This is a genomic window from Arthrobacter sp. Marseille-P9274 (assembly GCF_946892675.1).
Taxonomy (GTDB): domain Bacteria; phylum Actinomycetota; class Actinomycetes; order Actinomycetales; family Micrococcaceae; genus Crystallibacter.
Window position 1 is genome coordinate 1814996 of the sequence record NZ_CAMPOV010000001.1, and the last position, 20225, is coordinate 1835220.

16 protein-coding genes are annotated in these 20225 nt (G+C 69.4%); 11 read left to right on the forward strand and 5 right to left on the reverse strand.

Annotated features, from left to right (window positions below):
- Nucleotides 1-71 precede the first annotated feature (71 nt).
- On the reverse strand, nucleotides 72-410 hold the full coding sequence (locus OC550_RS08295) for a P-II family nitrogen regulator (RefSeq protein WP_262105056.1): 339 nt from the start codon (nucleotides 408-410) through the stop codon (nucleotides 72-74).
- Nucleotides 407-1711 (reverse strand): ammonium transporter, encoded by a 1305-nt coding sequence (locus tag OC550_RS08300; protein ID WP_262105058.1) that lies wholly within the window; start codon nucleotides 1709-1711, stop codon nucleotides 407-409. The genes OC550_RS08295 and OC550_RS08300 overlap by 4 nt, the downstream gene beginning before the upstream one ends.
- A gap of 175 nt (nucleotides 1712-1886) precedes the next feature.
- On the opposite strand from OC550_RS08300, the gene OC550_RS08305 reads away from it, so the two are divergent.
- The 6 genes from OC550_RS08305 (at nucleotide 1887) to OC550_RS08330 (ending at nucleotide 7282) form a co-directional block, all read left to right on the forward strand.
- Nucleotides 1887-3143: an MFS transporter gene (locus OC550_RS08305; RefSeq protein WP_262105060.1), complete on the forward strand. Its 1257-nt coding sequence runs from the start codon at nucleotides 1887-1889 to the stop codon at nucleotides 3141-3143.
- A 15-nt stretch (nucleotides 3144-3158) separates the two neighbouring features.
- Nucleotides 3159-3293: a hypothetical protein gene (locus OC550_RS08310; RefSeq protein ID WP_262105062.1), complete on the forward strand. Its 135-nt coding sequence runs from the start codon at nucleotides 3159-3161 to the stop codon at nucleotides 3291-3293.
- Between the two features lie 356 nt (nucleotides 3294-3649).
- Nucleotides 3650-4987 carry a carboxylesterase family protein gene (locus tag OC550_RS08315; protein ID WP_262105064.1) on the forward strand — a complete coding sequence of 446 codons (1338 nt, stop codon included), beginning with the start codon at nucleotides 3650-3652 and terminating at the stop codon, nucleotides 4985-4987.
- A 38-nt stretch (nucleotides 4988-5025) separates the two neighbouring features.
- The gene (locus tag OC550_RS08320; protein ID WP_262105066.1) at nucleotides 5026-5823 is read left to right on the forward strand and encodes a dioxygenase; all 798 of its coding nucleotides are present in this window, start codon (nucleotides 5026-5028) and stop codon (nucleotides 5821-5823) included.
- A gap of 281 nt (nucleotides 5824-6104) precedes the next feature.
- On the forward strand, nucleotides 6105-6431 hold the full coding sequence (locus OC550_RS08325; protein WP_262103508.1) for a helix-turn-helix domain-containing protein: 327 nt from the start codon (nucleotides 6105-6107) through the stop codon (nucleotides 6429-6431).
- A complete protein-coding gene (locus OC550_RS08330; RefSeq protein WP_262104266.1) occupies nucleotides 6428-7282 on the forward strand; it encodes an IS3 family transposase in 855 nt (284 codons plus the stop codon). Before OC550_RS08325 ends, OC550_RS08330 begins: the two co-directional genes overlap by 4 nt.
- Before the next feature lie 125 nt (nucleotides 7283-7407).
- On the opposite strand, the gene ftsY is transcribed toward OC550_RS08330, so the two are convergent.
- Both ftsY and OC550_RS08340 read right to left on the reverse strand, forming a co-directional pair.
- Nucleotides 7408-8619 (reverse strand): signal recognition particle-docking protein FtsY, encoded by a 1212-nt coding sequence (gene ftsY, locus OC550_RS08335; protein ID WP_262105068.1) that lies wholly within the window; start codon nucleotides 8617-8619, stop codon nucleotides 7408-7410.
- Between the two features lie 212 nt (nucleotides 8620-8831).
- Entirely contained in the window at nucleotides 8832-9059 is a 228-nt protein-coding gene (locus OC550_RS08340; protein ID WP_262105070.1) for a hypothetical protein, read from the reverse strand.
- A 122-nt stretch (nucleotides 9060-9181) separates the two neighbouring features.
- On the opposite strand from OC550_RS08340, the gene OC550_RS08345 reads away from it, so the two are divergent.
- Together OC550_RS08345 and OC550_RS08350 are read left to right on the forward strand one after the other, a co-directional pair.
- Nucleotides 9182-10720, forward strand: coding sequence for a CYTH and CHAD domain-containing protein (locus OC550_RS08345; protein ID WP_262105072.1), 1539 nt, complete (start codon nucleotides 9182-9184; stop codon nucleotides 10718-10720).
- Between the two features lie 40 nt (nucleotides 10721-10760).
- Nucleotides 10761-11492 carry a glutamine amidotransferase gene (locus OC550_RS08350; protein WP_262105074.1) on the forward strand — a complete coding sequence of 244 codons (732 nt, stop codon included), beginning with the start codon at nucleotides 10761-10763 and terminating at the stop codon, nucleotides 11490-11492.
- Nucleotides 11493-11557: 65 nt separating this feature from the next.
- Here the strand turns inward: OC550_RS08350 and smc are convergent, their stop codons facing one another.
- On the reverse strand, nucleotides 11558-15196 hold the full coding sequence (smc, locus tag OC550_RS08355; protein WP_262105076.1) for a chromosome segregation protein SMC: 3639 nt from the start codon (nucleotides 15194-15196) through the stop codon (nucleotides 11558-11560).
- Between the two features lie 239 nt (nucleotides 15197-15435).
- Between smc and OC550_RS08360 the strand changes: the two genes are divergently transcribed.
- Genes OC550_RS08360 through OC550_RS08370 form a run of 3 tightly spaced genes read left to right on the forward strand, consistent with a single transcriptional unit; the run spans nucleotide 15436 to nucleotide 20215 of the window.
- A complete protein-coding gene (locus OC550_RS08360; RefSeq protein WP_262105078.1) occupies nucleotides 15436-16461 on the forward strand; it encodes a 3-oxoacyl-ACP synthase III in 1026 nt (341 codons plus the stop codon).
- Nucleotides 16455-19136: an alpha/beta fold hydrolase gene (locus OC550_RS08365; protein ID WP_262105080.1), complete on the forward strand. Its 2682-nt coding sequence runs from the start codon at nucleotides 16455-16457 to the stop codon at nucleotides 19134-19136. The genes OC550_RS08360 and OC550_RS08365 overlap by 7 nt, the downstream gene beginning before the upstream one ends.
- Nucleotides 19133-20215, forward strand: coding sequence for an NAD(P)-dependent oxidoreductase (locus OC550_RS08370; protein ID WP_262105082.1), 1083 nt, complete (start codon nucleotides 19133-19135; stop codon nucleotides 20213-20215). The genes OC550_RS08365 and OC550_RS08370 overlap by 4 nt, the downstream gene beginning before the upstream one ends.
- Nucleotides 20216-20225 lie beyond the last annotated feature (10 nt).

Consider the following 20225-nt stretch of genomic DNA (forward strand, 5'->3'; position numbering starts at 1 on the left):
GATATTCGTGCTGCGCCCCGGGGCGGCCCTTCTGCTTCCGGCCTCACCGTCCTGCGTGCCTGCCGGATAGCTCAGATGGCGGCTTCGCCCCGTTCTCCGGTGCGGACCCGCACGGCTTCCTCGACGTTGATCAGCCATACCTTGCCGTCGCCGGCGCGGCCCGTGTTGGCGGTGGCGACGAGGACGTCGACGATGTCGTTGGCCCATTCGTCGGCCACCAGGACCTCGATCCGCAGCTTCTTCAGCAGGTCGACGGTGTACTCTGCGCCGCGGTAGACCTCGGTGTGTCCGCGCTGCCGACCGTATCCGCTGGCTTGGCTGACCGTCAGTCCCTGGACGCCGTAGCTCTCCAGGCTGCCGCGGACGTCTTCGAGCTTTTCCGGGCGGATGATGGCGGTGACCAGTTTCATGCCGTTACCTCTTCCTTGGAACCTTCGTGGGCGCTGCGGTCGGTGGCCGGGTGCGGGACGAACGTTCCGCCGGTGCCCAGGCCGCCGAACTCGTAGGCGCTTTCTGCATGCTGCGTCAGGTCCACGCCGGTGACTTCCTCTTCCTCGCTGACCCGGAAGCCCACGGTCTTGTGGATGGCCAGGCCGATGAGGACCGTCAGGATGGCGCAGTAGACGACGGAGACGACTGCAGCAACAACCTGGGCCCACAGCTGGGCGAAGCCGCCGCCGTAGAAGAGGCCGCCGCCGGCGCCGTCGACCGGGAGGGCGATGAAGCCCAGGGCGAGCGTACCGACGATACCGGCGACCAGGTGGACGCCGACGACGTCGAGGGAGTCGTCGTAGCCGAGCTTGTACTTCAGTCCAACACCCAGGGCGGCGAGGACACCGGCGACCAGGCCGAGGCCGATCGCGCCGACCGGCGACACGTTCGCACAGGCCGGGGTGATGGCGACCAGTCCGGCCACCACGCCGGAGGCTGCGCCGAGCGAGGTCGGGCGGCCATCGCGGATGCGTTCGGTTACCAGCCAGCCGAGCATGGCAGCGGCCGGGGCGGCCATGGTGTTGATCCAGATGAGGCCGGCTTCCTCAGCAGTGCCGGCAGCTCCGCCGTTGAAGCCGAACCAGCCGAACCACAGCAGCGCAGCGCCGAGCATAACGAACGGGATGTTGTGCGGACGCTGCGCCGGGTCCTTGCCGAAGCCCTTGCGCTTGCCGAGGATCAGGGCGAGGATCAGCCCGGCCATGCCGGCGTTGATGTGGACCACGGTGCCGCCGGCGAAGTCGATGGCCTCCCCGGCCCAGGAGCCGATGGCGCCCTCTGCGCTGAGCAGGCCGCCGCCCCAGACCATGAAGGCCAGCGGGCAGTAGACCAGCGTGACCCAGATCGGGACGAAGAGGGCCCAGGAGCTGAACTTGGCGCGATCGGCGATGGCTCCGGAGATGAGCGCTACCGTGATGATCGCGAAGGTGGCACCGTAGCCTGCACCGATCAGGTCCTCGGTGTTCAGCAGGCCTTCCATGCCGAAGGAGGCGAACGGGTTGCCGAACAGCTGCGCCACCCCGTCGCCGCCGCTCATGGAGTAGCCCCACAGCACCCACACCACGGCGACCAGACCGATGGAAATGAAGCTCATCATCATCATGTTCAAGGCGGCCTTGGCACGGGTCATGCCGCCGTAGAAGAATGCCAAACCTGGCGTCATGAGCAGCACAAGGGCCGCCGAGATCATTACCCAGACGTGACCTGCTGACAGATCCATTTTCACGTCCTCTCGTCCATGGGCGGGCTGTTCCCGCATCTGCATCAAGATTGCCGGGCACGTGTTTCCTGCGATGGGTGGCCACATTGCGGGAAAGTTACAAGGAATGCGCGCAGGTAAAACCCGCTTGTCGTGCGTGTTTCAGACGTGTTTCACACCCGGCTAGGGTTGATCCATGCCCCTCTTCCGCCGGTTGGTGACCGTTCCGGGCGCCCCTCGAGACGTCCGCGACAAAGTGTCCCGCGCCCCGCTACCGCGGGACATCAAGGTCCTGATCGCCGCCGCGTTCGTTATCGCCCTTGGCTATGGCATCGTCGCGCCGGTCCTGCCACAGTTCGCCGCGAGTTTCAACGTAGGCGTGGCAGCCGCCAGCGTCATCGTCAGCGTCTTCGCCTTCATGCGCCTCGTCTTCGCTCCCGTCGGCGGTGCCCTCGTCGGCAAGTGGGGCGAGCGCCGTGTCTACCTCATTGGCCTGCTGATTGTTGCGGTCTCGACCGGCGCCTGCGCCATCGCACAGGACTACTGGCAGCTGCTGCTGTTCCGCGGCCTTGGCGGCGCCGGTTCCACCATGTTCACCGTCTCCGCAACCGCCCTCATTCTCAGGCTCGCCCCGCCGAACAACCGGGGCAGGGTGTCCGGCGCCTACGCGTCAACCTTCCTCCTGGGCGGTATCCTCGGCCCGGTCGCCGGCGGCCTGCTGGCAGGGTTCGGACTGCGCATGCCCTTCATCGTCTATGCCGTCGCGCTGGTCATTGCCGCCGCGGTGGTCGCCGTGATGCTGAAGAAACCGCCGGCCGGAACCGGCGAGGACGTCCCCGTTCCCGAGCCGATGGCCGTGCGCGAGGCGTTGGCGGACCCCGCCTACAGGGCGGCGATCGTATCCTCGTTCGCGAATGGCTGGGCGACCTTCGGCGTCCGGATGGCGCTGATTCCTATTTTCGCCGCGGCCGTACTGGGAGCCGGGCCGGCGACCGCCGGCCTTGCGCTCGCGGTTTTCGCCGTGGGCAACGCACTGGCCCTGACATTTTCCGGCAGGCTCTCCGATTCCGCCGGGCGGCGGCCTTTGGTGATCGTCGGGCTGGTCATCGCGGGGCTGTCCATAGCCGCCATTGGATTCACCGAGTCCGTCCCGCTCTTCGTGGCCGCTTCCATAACGGCGGGTTTCGGTTCGGGCCTCCTCGGTCCGGCCCAGCAGGCCGCGGTCGCCGACATCATCGGCAATGACCGCACCGGCGGCAAGGTGCTGGCGGTCGTTCAGATGGCTACGGACGGCGGCGCCATCCTCGGCCCGGTGCTGGCCGGCGTCCTGGCAGACCGCCTCGGCTACGACTGGGCCTTTGCCGCCACCGGAGCCGTCGCGCTGGCCGCGGCGCTGCTGTGGGCGCTGTTCGGCCGCGAAACCCTGGCCAGGCCCTCCCCGCCGAAGTCCTGACCCATTAAGGCACCCATGCAGGACGATCAGGTAGACCGCAACCTCAAGGGAACGGACGATCTCGACGTCGACGGCTGGAACAAGGCCGACTGGAACGGCGTCTTCGCCCACCACCATACGGACGACGTCCTCGTCGATTGGAAGGGCTAGGAACCCACGCACGGCGTCATCGAGCATATTGACGCGATGAAGGCGTGCGTGCAGGCCGCAGATGGGACACCGCCCCGCATCCCCGCCCACCCATCCGCTTCGGATCAGGCGAGTGGACCTGCGTCATCGGGGAATTCGAAGACGGCAGCCGAAGGGTGACTGTGGCCAAATGGAAGGACGGCGCGATCGCCGACGAGTATATTTGGGCCTAGACCCCGCAGCGAACGAAAGCCGCCCACCCTCGCTGGGCGGCTTTCGTAGTGAGGACAGTGGCCCGGCCGAAGAGTGAACCGCGGCTGGATGGGCAGGAAACCCAGCCGGCAAGGCAGGACCGGCCGGAGCAAGAGAAGGGAAGCATGGACACCGCCACGCTCACCTTCGCGCCGCCCTGCGGTCCGGTGCACGCGCGGGATGACGGCGCCGTCGTCCGGGCCACCGGCATTCCCTACGCGACCGCAGACCGCTTCGCCGTCCCGGTCCCGTCGCGGGACCGGACAGAACCGTTCGTGGCGGCGGAACCGTCGCCGGCCTGCCCGCAGGTCCGCTCACGCTTCCTCGCCGAAGTCCTTGGCGACGCGCTGGCGGGCCTCCGCCAGGATGAGCATTGCCAGCGGCTCTCCATCACGCTGCCGCGTAATGTGCGAACCGACGAGCGTCTTCCGGTCATGGTCTGGATCCATGGAGGTTCGTATACCACCGGGGCCGGCGACGCTCCGATCATGGACCCGGCCCGGCTGGTCGCCGAACAACGCGTAATCGTGGTGGCGGTGACGTACCGGCTGGGTCTCTTCGGCTTCCTGGGATCCGGGCACACCCGGCCCGCCAACCTCGGGCTGCTGGACCAACTCCAGGCCCTGCGCTGGGTGCAGCGCAACATCCCGGCCTTCGGCGGCGATCCGGACCGGGTCACCCTGTTTGGCCAGTCCTCGGGCGGCGACGCCGTCGCCCATCTCATGGCGGCTCCCGGGGCGGAAGCGCTGTTTCGCAGGGCCATCCTCCAGAGTCCGCCGCTGGGCATCTCCCGCGGCCGGCACAGGATGCACGCCGCCATGGCCCGGGCGGCGGAGGCGGTCACCGCCGATATGCCAGCCGACGAGGTCGTCGCGCTGCAGTCCGAGGTCCAGCGGCATGCCGCTTCGTTCGGGCTTATGGGGCAGATGGCGTTCGGCACCCAGTACGGGCACCATCCCCTGCCGGCGGAACACGGGATCAATGCGGCCTGGGACCGCACAGCCCCGCAGATCGACATCCTCATCGGCCACACTGCCGAAGAGGCGCGGCTCTATCTGCCCACGGTGCCTGCACTGCAGCGGGCCATTCGGGTGCCGCTGATCGGTGCCCTGATCCGCCGCGCCATCGTCAGGACCGTGACGGCGGCGGTCTACTCCCGGGCCATCCGCCGGTTCGCCAGGCGCCATGCACGTGCCGGCGGCATCGCCCACAGGTACGTGATCTCCTGGGCCGCCCCCGGCAATCCGTACGGCTCTGCCCACACAATCGACCTGCCGCTGCTGCTCGGCACCCGGCAGTCCTGGGCCGCGTCGCGGTTGCTGGCCGGGGTCTCGTGGGAGACCGTCGACGAACAGGGCCGGCGGCTGCGGCAGTTGTGGGCCGATTTCTCCCGCGGGGTCCCGCTGCAGGAGAGGGGCCGCATCCCCGGCCTTCTGAGCTATCGCCGGATCAAGCGTCGGTGAATACTTGAAACTTCAATAAAAAACCGTACACTGGAACCATGCCTGAAACCGCCACTCTCCCCCCTGTCCTCTTCCTCAGCCACGGCGCTCCCCCGCTGGCGGACGACGCAACGTGGACGCGGCAGCTGGCCGACTGGTCCACCGGCTTCGACAAGCCGAAGGACATCCTGATGGTGTCCGCGCATTGGGAGAACGCCCCCGTCACGCTGAGCGCCACCGAGCGGAAGACCGACCTCGTCTACGACTTCTGGGGTTTCCCGCAGAAGTACTACGACGTCACCTACGACGCCCCGCTGGCCCCGGAACTGGCTTCCGAGGTGGACCGGCTGGTGTCCGTGCACGGCCATCACGTGGAGCACGACGAGTCCCGCGGCCTCGACCACGGCGCCTACGTTCCGCTGGTGGAGATGTTCCCGGACGCGGACGTTCCTGTGGTGCAGATGTCAATGCCGACACTGGATCCGCAGGGCCTGTTCGAGCTCGGTAAGTCCCTGGCCCCGCTCCGCGAGCGCGGTACGCTGATCGTGGGCTCCGGCTTCACCACCCACAACCTGCGCTGGTTCAACCCCGCGGCGGGCCCGGACACGACCCCGCCCGCGGCCTCGAGCGAGTTCGACCACTGGGCCGAGGAGGCGATGGCCCGCGGCGACGTCGATTCAATCCTCGACTTCCTGCATAAGGCGCCGGCCGCGCGGGAGGCACATCCGCGTTCCGAGCACTGGGCCCCGCTGTACGTTGCCCTCGGAGCCGCCTACGCCTCCAGCGGCATCGAAGCCAAGACGGCGATCGACGGGTTCTGGTTCGGCCTCTCCAAGCGCTCCTGGACGCTGACCTAGCAGCGGCCCGGGACCGTGCGGCAACAGGCCCTCAATACTGAAGGCGCCTCCTGCGAATTTGAAGTGCTCCCCGGAAGTTGGACTGAGAAATTCAGTTCCGACATCCGGGGAGCACTTTTATGTATGCACGTAGTTCGTTGTCGGTTGTGCAGCGGGAGGCCGCTGTAGCGTGGTTCGAGAAGGGCATCGCAGATACGGCGACCGCAACCATACTGGGCGTGGCCCGCTGGCCGGTTAGGCACCTTTATCGGCGGTGGAGGATCCATGGTCGAGGAGCGCTCGTGGGCAAACCGACAAAAAAGGCGTACTCGTTCGAGTTTAAGCTCGCCTTGGTAGAGAAGTTCCTGGCCGGTGAGAGCGCTTCGGACCTCGCGGCTGAGGCGGACCTGTCCTCACCTCGTCTGCTCGAGACATGGGTACGGGTATATCACCGCCAGGGCGCGGACGCCCTGCGTCCGAAGCCTAAAGGCAGACCGAGGAAGCCCGGCGCTCCACCGCCGGCGGAGCCATCTGAACTGGAGCGGCTGCGCCGGGAGAATGAACGGCTGCGGGCGGAAGTGGCCTACCTGGGAAAATTGCGGGCCTTGAGGGCACCAAAACAACGGTGAAGGTTCAGGCCATCATCGCCCTCAAGGCCGACTTTTCGCTGCCGGTTCTGCTGCAGGTCGCCGGCTTGGCCCGTTCGACGTTCTTCTACCACCAGGCCCGACTCAGGGCTCCCGACCCGAAGGAAGCAGTCAAGAGCGCTGCCACGACCATCTTCACAAAGAACCATGGCAGATACGGGCACCGCCGCATCCACACTGAACTGACCCGGCAAGGGTGGACGATCGCGAAGAAGACCGTGCTGAAGCTCATGCGTTCCCTGCAGCTCGTCTGCAAGGTCCGGCAAAGGAAACGCTACAACTCCTACCAAGGCGAACAGGGCAAAACTGCCCCCAATCTGCTGAACCGGGACTTCGATGCCGATGCCCCGAACCAGAAGTGGGTAACGGATGTGACCGAGTTCAGAGTCGACGGTCGAAAACTCTACCTCTCACCCGTCATGGACCTTTTCGACCGGCAGATCCTCTCCTACACCGTCGGCCTGTCCCCGAACCTGGCGCTCACCAACACCTCACTGCGTATGGCGCTGGCAACGCTCGAGTATGGGCAGAAACCGATCGTGCACTCAGACCAGGGATTCCAATACCAGCACGCCTCATGGCGGAGACTCCTGCAGGGCGCCAACGCCATCCAATCGATGTCCCGCAAGGGCAACTGCTACGACAACGCAGTGATGGAAAACTTCTTCGGACACCTCAAGGAAGAGCTCTTCCACCATGTCCGATTCCTCAGCACCGGCGCACTCACATCAGCCATCCACGAATACATCCGCTGGTACAACACCGAAAGGATCTCCACAAAGCTTGAGGGCCTGAGCCCGGTGCAATACCGTGCTCAGGCCCTCAAGGTTTAGGCTCTTAATTACCCAGTCCAGCTTCAGGGGACCAGTTCAAATTCGCAGGAGGCGCCTTCTGTGCACGGCGGGCGGCCAGCGGCGGGCGGCCAGCGGCGGGCGGCCAGCGGCGGAGGCCGCGGCGGCTAGTTCAGCAGTGCATCGACGAAGCCCTCGGCTTCGAACGGGGCCAGATCGTCCGCCCCTTCGCCGAGGCCGATGAGCTTCACCGGCACCCCGAGGCTGCGCTGGATTGCCACGACGATGCCGCCCTTGGCGGTGCCGTCCAGCTTGGTCAGCACGATGCCGGTGATGTTGACGACTTCGGAAAATACCTTGGCCTGGTTCAGCCCGTTCTGGCCGGTCGTCGCATCGAGGACCAGCAGCACCTCGTCCACCGTCGCCTGCTTCTCGATGACGCGCTTGACCTTGCCCAGCTCATCCATCAGGCCGACCTTGTTCTGCAGGCGCCCGGCGGTGTCGACCATAACGACGTCGACTTCCTGGTCGATGCCCGCCTTCACCGCTTCGAAGGCGACGGACGCGGGATCGGCCCCGTCGACGTCGGACTTCACCGTGGGCACGCCCACCCGCTGGCCCCACGTGGCCAGCTGCTCCGCCGCGGCGGCCCGGAACGTGTCCGCGGCGCCGAGCAGGACGTCCTTGTTTTCGGCCACCAGGACGCGGGCCAGCTTGCCCACGGTGGTGGTCTTGCCCACGCCGTTGACGCCCACCACCATAACGACGGCGGGGCGGTCCGAGTGTCGGTCAACGGCAAGCGAGCGGTCCATACCCGGGTCGACGAGCTTGATCAGCTCCTCCCGGAGCATCATCTTGACGTGTTCGGGATCGCGGCTGCCCTCAACCTTGACCCGCTCGCGCAGCGCGTCGACCAGTTCCATGGTCGGCTCGGTGCCGAGGTCGGCCAGCAGCAGGGTCTCCTCGATCTCGTCCCAGACGTCCTCGTCGATGTCGTCGCGCGAGAGCAGGGCGAGCAGGCCCTTGCCCAGGGCGTTGTTCGACTTGACGAGGCGGGCGCGCAGCCGGGCCAGCCGGCCCTGGACCGGGGCGGGCGTCTCGACGGCAACGGTTTCCAGCCCGGCCAGGTCGTCGGCGACTTCGACGTCCGTTGCTGGAGCCTCGTCCGAAGGCACGGGCCGCGCGGGCGGCGCAGGCGGCGCCTCGAGCACATCCGTTCCGGCGCCCTGTCCGGCGGCGGGAGCCTGGTCATTGGCGTCCCGCGTCGTGGTGTAGGTGCCGGGCGGGGTCTTGCGGCCCTTCAACAGGAGAATGGCAACGGTTCCGACGACGGCTATGGCGATGACAGCGTACAGAATGATGAGGGTTACGTCGTTCACAGACCCTAGCTTCTCACAGCGGTCCCGGCGGCGGACCTGCGGCCCCGGTTCGTGCCGTCGGCCGGCGGCGCAGGGCATGACGATCGTTCACGCAGTGTTCACGACCCCCGGCTACAATGTGACGTAACGCACGTCAGCCTGATCCATCGGGAGCGTCGCATGGCCTTCAGCGGCCGGAGAGCCTGTCCCCAGCGGGAACCGCTCCCCCATGCTCAGCCCGCGGTCCGACCGGCGCGGCGTTCTTCGGCCTTGATCCGGATGAAGGACCGGGCGGCGTCGGATACCTCGAAATGGTCCTGTTCAGGCGCGTCGCCAACCGAGGCTTTGATGGCATTGGCCACCGTGCGCGGCAGGATGACGGTGCCCGGATTGTCCATGAGCCACTCCCGGGTGCCCGGATCCAGCCGGCCCCACCACTGTTCGATCCGTGCAGCTTCCATGGCTGTCCCTCCGTTGGTTGGCGCCTTCCACCAAAGATACTGCGTCGATGTGAACCGCGTGTTAACTCTTCCGCCGCTTTCCGGTCGGATGACCCGAATTATCCAGGGAACGGAGTCCTGACGTGTCCAAAGCCGATACCGGTACCGTGCACGAGACGGTCGAGGTGGAACGAAAATACGACGTCGACGAGTCCGTGTCCCTGCCACCGCTGCAGGATCTGCCCGGCGTGCAGTCGGTGGGCCAACCGGTTGAGCACCAGCTGGAGGCCACCTACTTCGATACCGAGGACCTGACGCTGGCGGCCCACGGGGTCACCCTGCGCCGCAGGACCGGCGGCGACGACGAGGGCTGGCACCTGAAGCTGCCGGCCGGCGACGACGCGCGGCGCGAGCTGCACGAGCCGCTGGGCAAGGACCAGGAGAAGGTGCCGCTGCCGCTGCTGCGCCTGGTCCGTTCGCAGGTCCGGGACCGCCCTCTTGCCGCCGTTGCCCGCCTCCAAACGCGGCGCGTGGTGCATACGCTGCAGGGTGCGGACGGGGTCCTCGCCGAGGTCGCCGACGACCAGGTCGAGGCCACCGCCCTGCCACGGGAGGGCCGGTCGGAGGGCTCCACGATGCGGTGGCGGGAGTGGGAGATCGAGCTGGCCGACGGCCGGCGGGACCTGCTCGACGCCGCCGAGGAGGTGTTCCGTGCCACGGGCGCGGAGCCCTCCGTACACGCTTCGAAGCTGGCCAGGGCGTTGGGGCAGCAGCTTCCGCCCGCCGAGCCTGGCCTTCCGCGGCCGCAGCGGAAGGGAACGGCCGCCGACGTCGTACTGGCCTACCTGCAGGCCCAGGTCACGGCCCTGAAGGAGCAGGATCCGCTGGTGCGGCAGGATGCCCCGGACGCGGTCCACCAGATGCGCGTGGCCACCCGTCGGCTGCGCTCCTCGCTGGCCACGCACCGCAGGCTCTTCGACGTCGATAGGACCACCGCGCTGCGCGAGGAGCTCAGGCTGCTGGGCGGGCTGCTCGGCGAAGCCCGCGATGCCGAGGTCATGCATGAGCGGCTGCGCACGATGGTCGGCGAAGAACCGCCGGATCTGGTGCTCGGTCCGGTCGCCCAACGGCTCGACGTCGACCTGGGCACGACGTACAAGTCTGCCCACGGTAAGGTGCTCAGGGCGCTGGAGCAGAAGCGCTATTTCCGCCTGCTGGACAGCCTGGACGAGTTCCTCGCGGATCCGCCGCTGGCCGAGGAGGCGCAGGGGCCGGCGGCGAAGGTCATCCCGAAGTCCGTCCGGCGGGACCTGAAACGGGTGCGCCGGGCCGTGAAAGAGGCCAAGCGGGCGCGCGGCACCGAGGCCGCCGATCCTGCGCTGCACGAGGCCCGCAAGACGGCCAAGAGGCTGCGCTACGCCTGCGAGACCGCGGCACCTGTGTTCGGCAAGCGAGCCCTCAAACTGGAGAAAAACGCGCACGGCATCCAGCAGGTCCTGGGCGACCACCAGGACAGCTTCGTCGCCCGCCAATTGCTGCGGAAAGCGGGCGTAGAGGCCTTCGGGCAGCATGAAAACGGCTTTAGCTACGGCCGGCTGCACGCACTGGAGGAAGCGAGGGCCGCCCGTTCGGCGAAGAAGTTCTGGCGCCGCTGGAAGGATTTCCCTGCCAAGTCCTGGTGACCTGCCGCGGGTGGTTCCGGCCGATGGGTAGCATCGAGGCATGAAGCCCTTCCTGCTGCTGGCCACTCGAGCCCAGGACAAGGCGGCCGACGAGGAGTATGCCGCGTTCCTGCGCTTCGGAGGACTCGAGCCCGGCCAGCTGCACAGGGTCCGGCTTGAGGCCGGCCCGCTGCCCGCCGTCGACCTCGACCGATACAGCGGCATCATCCTGGGCGGCAGCCCGTTCACGGCGAGCGACCCGCCGGAGAGCAAGTCGGGAGTGCAGCTGCGCGTCGAAGCGGAGCTGATGGACCTGGTCGAGCGCGTGACCGCCGCCGACTCTCCCTTCCTCGGCGCCTGCTACGGCATTGGCACCCTGGGCCGGCTGCGCGGCGGCCAGGTGGACGGCCGGTTCGGCGAGCCGATCAGCGCCGTGGACGTGGAACTGGCCGACGGGGCGGCCAGTGATCCGCTGCTGGCCGGCGTGCCGCAGCGGTTCAAGGCGTTCGCGGGCCATAAGGAGGCCTGCTCGGTCCTGCCCGCCGGCGCCGTGCGGCTGGCCGGCTCCGCGGCCTGCCCGGTGCACATGTTCCGGTTGGGCAGCAATGTCTACGCCACCCAGTTCCACCCGGAACTGGACGAGGACGGGCTGGTCACGCGCATCTCGGTCTACCGCCATGCCGGCTACTTCCCGCCGGACGAAGCTGATGAGGTCGTCGCGTCCGTCCGCGGCCACGAGGTGCATGTGCCGCAGCTGATCCTGCGCAATTTCGTCCTGCGCTACGGTTCCTGAAGCCACGGACGACTCCTCAAGCCGCGAACGAAGGCGTTCCCGCGGCTTGAGTGCCGGGGGCGGAGTTATGCCGGCGCCGCCAGCCGCTGCGAGATCACGGTGGACACGCCGTCGCCCCGCATGGTGACGCCGTACAGGGCGTCTGCCACCTCCATCGTGCGTTTCTGGTGGGTGATGACAATGAGCTGGCTCGACTCGCGCAATTCCTCGAAGATCGTGATCAGCCGCTGGAGATTGGTGTCGTCCAGCGCGGCTTCCACCTCGTCCATCACGTAGAAGGGCGACGGCCTGGCCTTGAAGATCGCTACCAGCAGGGCCACCGCGGTCAGCGACCGTTCGCCGCCGGAGAGCAGGGAGAGCCGCTTGATCTTCTTGCCGGCCGGGCGGGCCTCGACCTCGATGCCGGTAGTGAGCATGTCCTGCGGATCCGTGAGCACCAGCCGGCCTTCGCCGCCGGGAAAGAGCCGGCCGAAGACGCGCTCGAACTGGGCGGCGGTGTCGGCGTAGGCCTCGGTGAATACCTGCTGGACCCGTTCGTCCACCTCTTTGATGATGTCCAGCAGGTCCTTCCGGCTGGCCTTGAGGTCCTCGAGCTGGCTGCTGAGGAACTGGTGGCGTTCCTCCAGTGCGGCGAACTCTTCCAGCGCCAGCGGGTTCACCTTGCCGAGCGCAGACAGGTCCCGCTCCGCCTTCTTCAGCCGCTTCTCCTGCTCGGCGCGGACGAAGGGCACGCCTTCCACGATCGGGGTGCCGTCCTCGTCCACTTCCGCCCGCAGCTCGGCCCATTTGTCCGTCGACGCCGCGGCCGCGACGGGCACGGGACGGTGCGGCCCGTACTCCTCCACGAGGTGGCCGGCGGTCATGCCGAGTTCTTCGATGGCACGGTTCTCCAGCGACTCGATCCGGAGCCGCTGCTGCGCCCTGGCCAGTTCATCCTTGTGCACGGAGTCCGTCAGCTCGCGCAGCTCCACGGCGAGCGCATCGGTGGAGCTGCGGACGGCGGACAGCTCCTGCTCCCATTCGGCCCGCACCTCTTCTGCGGCGTCGCGTTCCAGCCCTGCAGCCTGGACCGACACGTCCAGCCAAGCCAGCACCTGTTCCACGGCGGCGGCGACCGACGCGGCTTTGGCGGCCTGCAGTTGCCGTCTGCGGGCGCGCTCCGCGGCCTGCGCCCGGGCGTGGCGTTCCGTGGCCGCGGCCCGCTCCAGCGAGGATGCCCGGTTGCCCATGGCACTCAGCTGCTCCTCCCCGGACCGCAGGGCCAGCCGCGCCTCCAGCTCGGCCTGCCGGGCCCGGGCCGCCGCGGCGGCGAGCGCGTCGCGGCGTTCGGTGGAGGGCTCCTCCTCGGCGGGTGCTTCCTGCGCCGCGCCGAGGCGTTCAGTGACTTCGGCCAGCTTCTGCTGTTCCGCGTCGATATTCGCCTCGGCGGCCTGCACGAGCCGGGCGAGGCGATCGCTTTCCCCGGTGGCGGAGCGCAGGGCGGACCCCAGCTGGCCGAGCCGCTCCGCCACGGCGGCCAGCCGCGCGTCCGATTCGTGCAGCTGTTCCAGCGCCGTGTCGGCCCGGACGGCGGCCTCCTCGCGCCGGGCCTTGGCGGCGGCGATCGCGAACTTGGCCCGCTCGGCCCGGGCCGTCGCCTCTTCAAGCTGCCGGCCGGTTTCCTCCACGGCGGCCTGCACCTCCAGCAGGCTGGGGCCGCCGGACGATCCGCCATGTGCCGCGTGCGCGCTGAACACGTCTCCTGCCCGCGTCACTGCGGTCAGTTCCGGCCGGGCCGCGAGGACGGCCGCCGCCGCGTCCATGTCCTCGACGACGACGACGCCGGACAGCAGCACGGCCACCGCCGCCTCGACCGAGGCTTTGGCCTGGACCAGGCCGGCAGCCGGCACCGCGCCCGAGGGCACCGGCACCCCCTCGGACACAGGCTTTCCGCCCGTACCGCCGGCCGACTCCCCGCCCCTGGACTCCGTTGCATCGTCCGCACCGACGGCACCGCCTGCGACGACCAGGTCCACGGTGCCCGCGTCCTGCGCCTTCATCAGCTCCACGGCCCGGATCGCCGCGGGAATATCAGCCACGGCGATGGCCTCCGATGCCGCTCCCAAGGCAGCCGCGAGGGCGGCCTCGTAGCCTGGCCGGACGGTGATCAGGTCCGCCAGCGGTGCGAGGAGGCCAGGGGCGTCCGAGGCCAGCAGGGCCGAGCGGCCGTCCCGGCGGTCGAGGCCGACCTCCAGCGCCTCCTTGCGCGCGGCCATCGCATCCCGGGCCCGCTCCGCTTCCCGTTCCTCGGCCGCCAGTGCCTCCAGCTCGACGTCGAGCCCATCCACTACCGCCGCGGCGTCCTCATACTCGGCATCCAGCCCCTCTTCGCCGGCCTCGGCACCGGCTACCTGCGACTCAAGGGCGCTGAACTCGGCCTGCGCCTTGCGCCGCCGCTCCTCGCCCTCGGTGATGGATCCCCGCAGGCGGCCGAGTTCTGCCTCCGCCGCCTCCACCCGGGAGCGGGCCGCGCCAACCGCGCCGGCGAGCTTGGCCAGTCCCTCCCGCCGGTCCGCCGCGGCGCGCAGGATCGCCGTCAGCCGATGTTCCTCTGCGGCGGCCGCGTCTTCGGCACCGGCCCGCGCTTCAACGGCATCGTCGAGGGCCATCCGGCGTTCTTCGAGCTCGAACTCGAGTTCTGCCTGCTCCTCGCGGACGGCGGCCGCCTGCTGTTCCAAATGCTCGGGGTCCCGCCCCGGCTCCGGCCCGGTGTCCTCACGGCCCAGCAGCCGGCGCCGCTCGTTGGCCAGGCTGCCCAGCGAGCGGAACCGTTCGCGGGTGGAGGAGAGCCGGTACCAGGCGTCCCGGGCGGCGTTGACACGCGGCGTCGCTTCAGCGGCGAGCCGCTCCAGCTCGGCCAGCCGGCGGCGCTTGGCCTCGAGGGAGCGCTCCACCTCAGCCTGCCGGGCCTTTGCCGCGGCCTCGTCCGCGACGTCCTGCTCCAGCGCATCGGTCAGCTGGACCAGGTCGTCGGCCAGCAGCCGGGCCCGCGCGTCGCGGACCTCGAACTGGACCTGCTGCGCGCGGCGCGCCACCGCGGCCTGTTTTCCGAGCGGAGTCAGCTGGCGCCGGATCTCGCTGGTGAGGTCGGTCAGGCGGGTCAGGTTGGCCTGCATGGCCTCCAGCTTCCGGACCGTCTTTTCCTTGCGCCGGCGGTGCTTGAGGATGCCGGCGGCCTCCTCTACGAAGCCACGCCGATCTTCAGGCGTCGCGTGCAGGATGCGGTCCAGCTGTCCCTGGCCCACGATGACGTGCATCTCGCGGCCCAGGCCGGAATCGCTGAGCAGCTCCTGGATGTCCAGCAGCCGGCAGTTGCTGCCGTTGATGGCGTACTCGGAACCGCCTGCACGGAACAGGGTCCTCGAAATGGTGACTTCGGAATACTCGATCGGCAGGGCGCCGTCGGCATTGTCGATGGTCAGCGACACCTGGGCCCGGCCCAGCGGGGCCCGGCCGGCGGTCCCGGCGAAGATCACATCCTCCATCTTGCCGCCGCGCAGGGTCTTCGCCCCCTGCTCCCCCATCACCCAGGCCAGGGCATCGACGACGTTGGACTTGCCGGAGCCGTTGGGGCCCACTACCGCCGTGACGCCGGGCTCGAATTCGAACGTCGTGGCAGACGCAAATGATTTGAAGCCGCGCACAGTCAGAGATTTCAGATGCAAATTGTGTCTCCCGCAGCACTTTTCCTTGACACAATCTATCTTGTTTCCGCAGTATTCCCGGGAACTTGGCCCGGCCTGTACACAAACCCCTGCCTCAGTGGCACTGTGGAGGACAGGCCGTTTCCATATCCGGGCAGGCATATGCGGGAACGAGGCCCTTGGGTGCATAGTTAAGGATTCGGGGCTTCATCGGTGCTAGGACCGGCGGGGCGGGCAGACACACGAATAAAGGCTGGATATTGAGCGGAAACGCGACGTTTCGACATGACAACACGGCGCTGCTGGCCGTCTCGAGCGTGGAGGCACCAATAGCCGTCAGTTCGGCCGAGTTCGACGAGCGGCTGGCCCCCAGCCTCAAGCGTCTGAAGCTTTCCAAGCGGCTCCTCGAGCGCGTCGCCGGAGTCAGCGAACGCCGTTGGTGGGCCCCGGGGTCATCCTTCGACGACGGAGCGATCGAGGCCGGCGCCAAGGCCATGGCGGAAGCCGGCATCGAACCCGGCCAGATCGGCCTGCTGATCAACACCTCCGTGACGCGCCGCAATCTCGAGCCTTCGGTCGCGGTCAAGATCCACCATGGGCTCGGCCTGCCATCGTCGGCCATGAATTTCGACCTGGCGAACGCCTGCCTCGGCTTCGTCAACGGCATCACGCTGGCCGCCAACATGATCGATTCCGGCCAGATCAAATACGCCCTCATCGTCGCCGGCGAAGACGCCCAGTACACCCAGGAAACCACCTTCCGGCGGCTGAACAGCCCCGATTCGACCCGCGAAGACTACCTGCGCGAATTCGCCACGCTGACCCTTGGCTCCGGCGCAGCGGCCGCCGTCATCGGCCCCGCTGAAGGCCACCCGGGATCACACCGCATCCTCGGCGGCGTTTCCCGCGCCGGCACCGAGCACCATGGCCTGTGCGTCGGCGGCCACGATGGCATGTTCACGGATACCAAAGGCCTGCTCGACAACGGCCTCGAACTGGTGCTCAACGCCTGGCACGAGGCCCACGACGGCGGCTGGAACTGGACCTCGATGGACCGCTACGTCACCCACCAGGTCTCGTCCTCCTACACCAATGCCATCATCAACGCGGTCAACCTGGCCCCCGACCGGGTGCCGACCACCTTCCCGAAGTGGGGCAACGTCGGCCCTGCCTCGCTGCCGATGACCCTCGCCCAGGAGTCCCAGACCCTCCGCCCCGGCGACCGCGTGCTCTGCATGGGCGTAGGTTCGGGTCTGAACACCACGATGATGGAGATTGCGTGGTAGCAGAGCTCTGGCCCGGCGTACCGGCCGCCTGGTCCCGCCGTGTCCGCGTCCCGTCCACCGCCGCCGCGGACCCCGCCGGCACCGTCCACGCGTGGCACCTGCTCGACAACGGCGCCGAACTGGCCGAGCGCGGCATCACGCCCGAAGGGACGCTGCTGTGCGTCCACGGCAACCCGACCTGGTCCTATCTCTGGCGTACCGTGCTCGCCGCCGCCGGGGAGCGGGACAAGCCGTGGAGGGTGGTCGCCGTCGACCAGCTGGACATGGGCTTCTCCCGGCGGACCGGCCGCTTCCGCCGCCTCGCGGACCGCATCACGGACCTGGGCGACCTGACCGCGGAACTCGGCCTGGAGGGCCCGGTCGTCACCGTCGGCCACGACTGGGGCGGCCTCATCTCGCTCGGCTGGGCGCTGGGGCACCGCGACCAGCTGGCCGCCGTGGTGCTGACCAACACGGCCGTGCACCCGGGCGGCTTCGAGGTGCCGGCACCCCTGCAGCTGGCGCTGCATCCGGCCGTCCACCAGTGGGGAACGACGACGTCGGCGGCCTTCCTGCGCGTGACCCACGCCCTGGCGCATCCTGCCTTGGACAAGGGCGTCCGGCGGACCTTCATGGCTCCCTACCTGAACGCCGCCCGCCGCGAGGGCGTCGGCAATTTCGTAGCCGACATCCCCGCCGATCCGTCCGCACCCAGCTGGCCCGCCCTGGCCGAGGTCTCTGAAGGCATCCGCGGCCTGGACGTCCCGGCGCTGATCCTGTGGGGTCCCAAGGACCCGGTGTTCTCCGACCGCTACCTCCGAGACCTGCTGGAGCGGATGCCGCACGCCGCCGTGCACCGCTTCGAGGGCGCCGGCCACCTGCTGCCCGAAGACCGGGACATCGCGGCTCCGGTCTTCGACTGGCTCGAAGGCACCGTGGTTCCCGCGCGCTCCGGCTCTGCGGCCGAAATGGACCGCGGTACCGATCGCCGCGCCGGAATCCACGCCGCGGGGCAAACCGCGGAAGCCGGTCGCGAGGAGACCTACCGCCCGATGCTCGCCGAACTCGACGAGCGCCGCACGGATAGCTCCCCCGCCGTCGTCGATATGGCCCCGCTGGAGGCTCCGAACGCGGGCCCGCGAACCCTCTCCTGGTCCGAGCTGGCGGGGCAGGTGGATCTGCTCGCCCGGGGCCTGCGGGCCCACGGCGTCCGCCCGGGCGACCGGATCAGCCTGCTGGTCCCCCCGGGGATCGAGCTGACCTCGCTCATCTACGCCTGCCTCAGGATCGGTGCCGTCGTGGTCGTGGCGGACGCCGGCCTGGGCACCACCGGGCTCAGCCGAGCCATCAAGGGCGCAGGCCCGGCCTTCCTCATCGGCATCGAGCGGGCCCTCGGGGGTGCGCGCCTGCTCAACTGGCCCGGCCGGCGCATCAGCGTCGCGGAGCTGCCGCCGGGCAAGCGGCGGCTGTACAACGTCGGGGCCACGCTGGCCGAACTGCTGGCCGCGGGAGCCTCCGAGGGCCGCCCGGCCGCGACGGATGGAACGCCGGCGCCGGACGACGACGCGGCCGTCCTCTTCACTTCCGGGTCCACCGGCCCGGCCAAGGGCGTGGCCTACACGCACCGGCAGCTGGCGGCGATGCGGGATACCCTCAAGGACACCTACAAACTTGAGGCCGGGACCGCCCTGGTCGCCGGCTTCGCGCCGTTCGCCCTGCTCGGTCCGGCGCTGGGCGCCACCTCCGTCACACCGGCCATGGACGTGACCGCACCGAAAACGCTGACCGCGGCCGCGCTGGCCGACGCGGCGGCCGCGGTGCAGGCCACCGCCGTGTTCGCCTCGCCCGCCGCGCTGGCCAACGTCCTGGCCACCGCGGACGGCCTGCGCCCGGAACACCGCGCCGCGCTGGACAAAGTGGAACTGCTGCTCTCGGCCGGCGCTCCCATCCCGGAACCGCTGCTGTCCCGGGTACAGCAGCTGGTCCCGGCCGCCTCGCTGCACACGCCGTACGGGATGACCGAAGCGCTGCCCGTCACCGACATCAGCCTCCCCGGGATCCGCGCGGCCGGTGCCGGCAACGGCGTCTGCGTCGGCACCCCGGTGGTCGGGGCGCGCGTGGCCATCGCCGGGCTGGACGCCCTGGGCGTGCCCGGGGACGAGCCCTCCGCCGAACCGGGAACCACCGGCGAGATCCTGGTCAGCGCCCCGCACGTCAAGGACCGCTACGACCGCTTGTGGATCACGCAGGCCCACTCGGCCTCGCTGCCCGGGTGGCACCGCACGGGCGACGTCGGCCACCTCGATGCCGACGGCCGGCTCTGGGTTGAGGGCCGCCTCGCGCACGTTATCACCTCGTCCGGCGGCGTCATCACTCCAGTCGCCGCGGAACAAGCAGCGGAAACGCACGACGGCGTGCGGCTGGCCGCCGTCGTCGGCGTGGGTCCCGCGGGCGCCCAGGTTCCCGTGGCCGTCCTCGAAACCGTGCCCCGGGTGCGCCGGCCCGGCCCCGCCCCGCAGGAACTGACGCGGGCGGTCCGCTCCGCCGTGGCGCGGGCCACCGGCGTGGAGCTCACCGCCGTGCTGGTGCTGCCGGAACTGCCCACCGACATCCGGCACAACTCCAAGATCGACCGGGCGAAGCTGTCCGCCTGGGCGTCCCGGGCCCTGGCCGGCGGCAGGATCTCCGCGCCATGAGCGGCGGCGTGGAAGGGACAAACCGCCGCAGCATCCTGGTCACCGGCGCCAGCGGCATGCTCGGCGGCGCCGTCGCCCGGTTGCTGCTGGACCAGGGCCACCGCGTCCGCACCTTCCAGCGCCGGCCAGCCGCCGTTGCCGGTCCCATACCCGGGACCGCGGGAGTTGGCGGCCAGGCCGGGACTGGCGGCACTCCCGCCGCCGAGCAGGTCCTCGGCTCGCTCGCCGATCCGGCCGCCGTCGCCCGCGCCGTGAAGGGCATGGACGCGGTGATCCACCTGGCCGCCAAGGTCTCCTTCACGGGCGAGTGGGACGAGTTCGTCGCGGTAAACATCGAGGGCACCCGCACCCTGCTGGACTGTGCCCGGGCCGCCGGCGTCACGGACCTGGTCTTCGTTTCCTCCCCCTCCGTGGCGCACTTCGGCGAGCCGATCGCCGGGGCCGGCGCGGGGGCGGCGGACCCGGAACGCGCCCGCGGCTACTATGCCCGGTCCAAGGCGTCCGCCGAGCTGCTCGCCCTGGGCGCCGACGCCCCCGGCTTCCGGGTCGCGGCCATCCGCCCGCACGTCGTCTGGGGCCCGGGCGATACGCAGCTCGTGGAACGCGTCCTCGAACGCGCCAAGGCCGGCCGGCTGCCGCTGCTGGACCACGGCGCCGCCCTGATCGACACCACGTACATCGACAATGCCGCCGCGGCGACCGTCCGGGCCCTGCACCGGATGGAGCACGCCCACGGGCAGGCCCTGGTGGTGACCAACGGGGAGCCCCGGACGGTGGGCGAGCTGCTGGCCGGCATCTGTGCTGCGGGCGGCGTCAAGCCTCCGGCCTGGCGCGTCCCCGGGCGGGTGGCACGCGGCGCCGGGGCCGTGCTCGAGCGGGCCTGGCTGGCCGCGGGCCGCCGCGGGCTGGTCCGGGACGAGCCGCCCATGACGCGGTTCCTGGCCGAGCAGCTGTCCACATCGCATTGGTTCGACCAGCGCCGGACCCGCGAGGTGCTCGACTGGTCTCCCGCCGTGAGCATCGACGACGGCCTGCGCCGGCTTGCCGAACACTACAACCGTCCCGGCCGGACGGCCTGAGGAGGATACG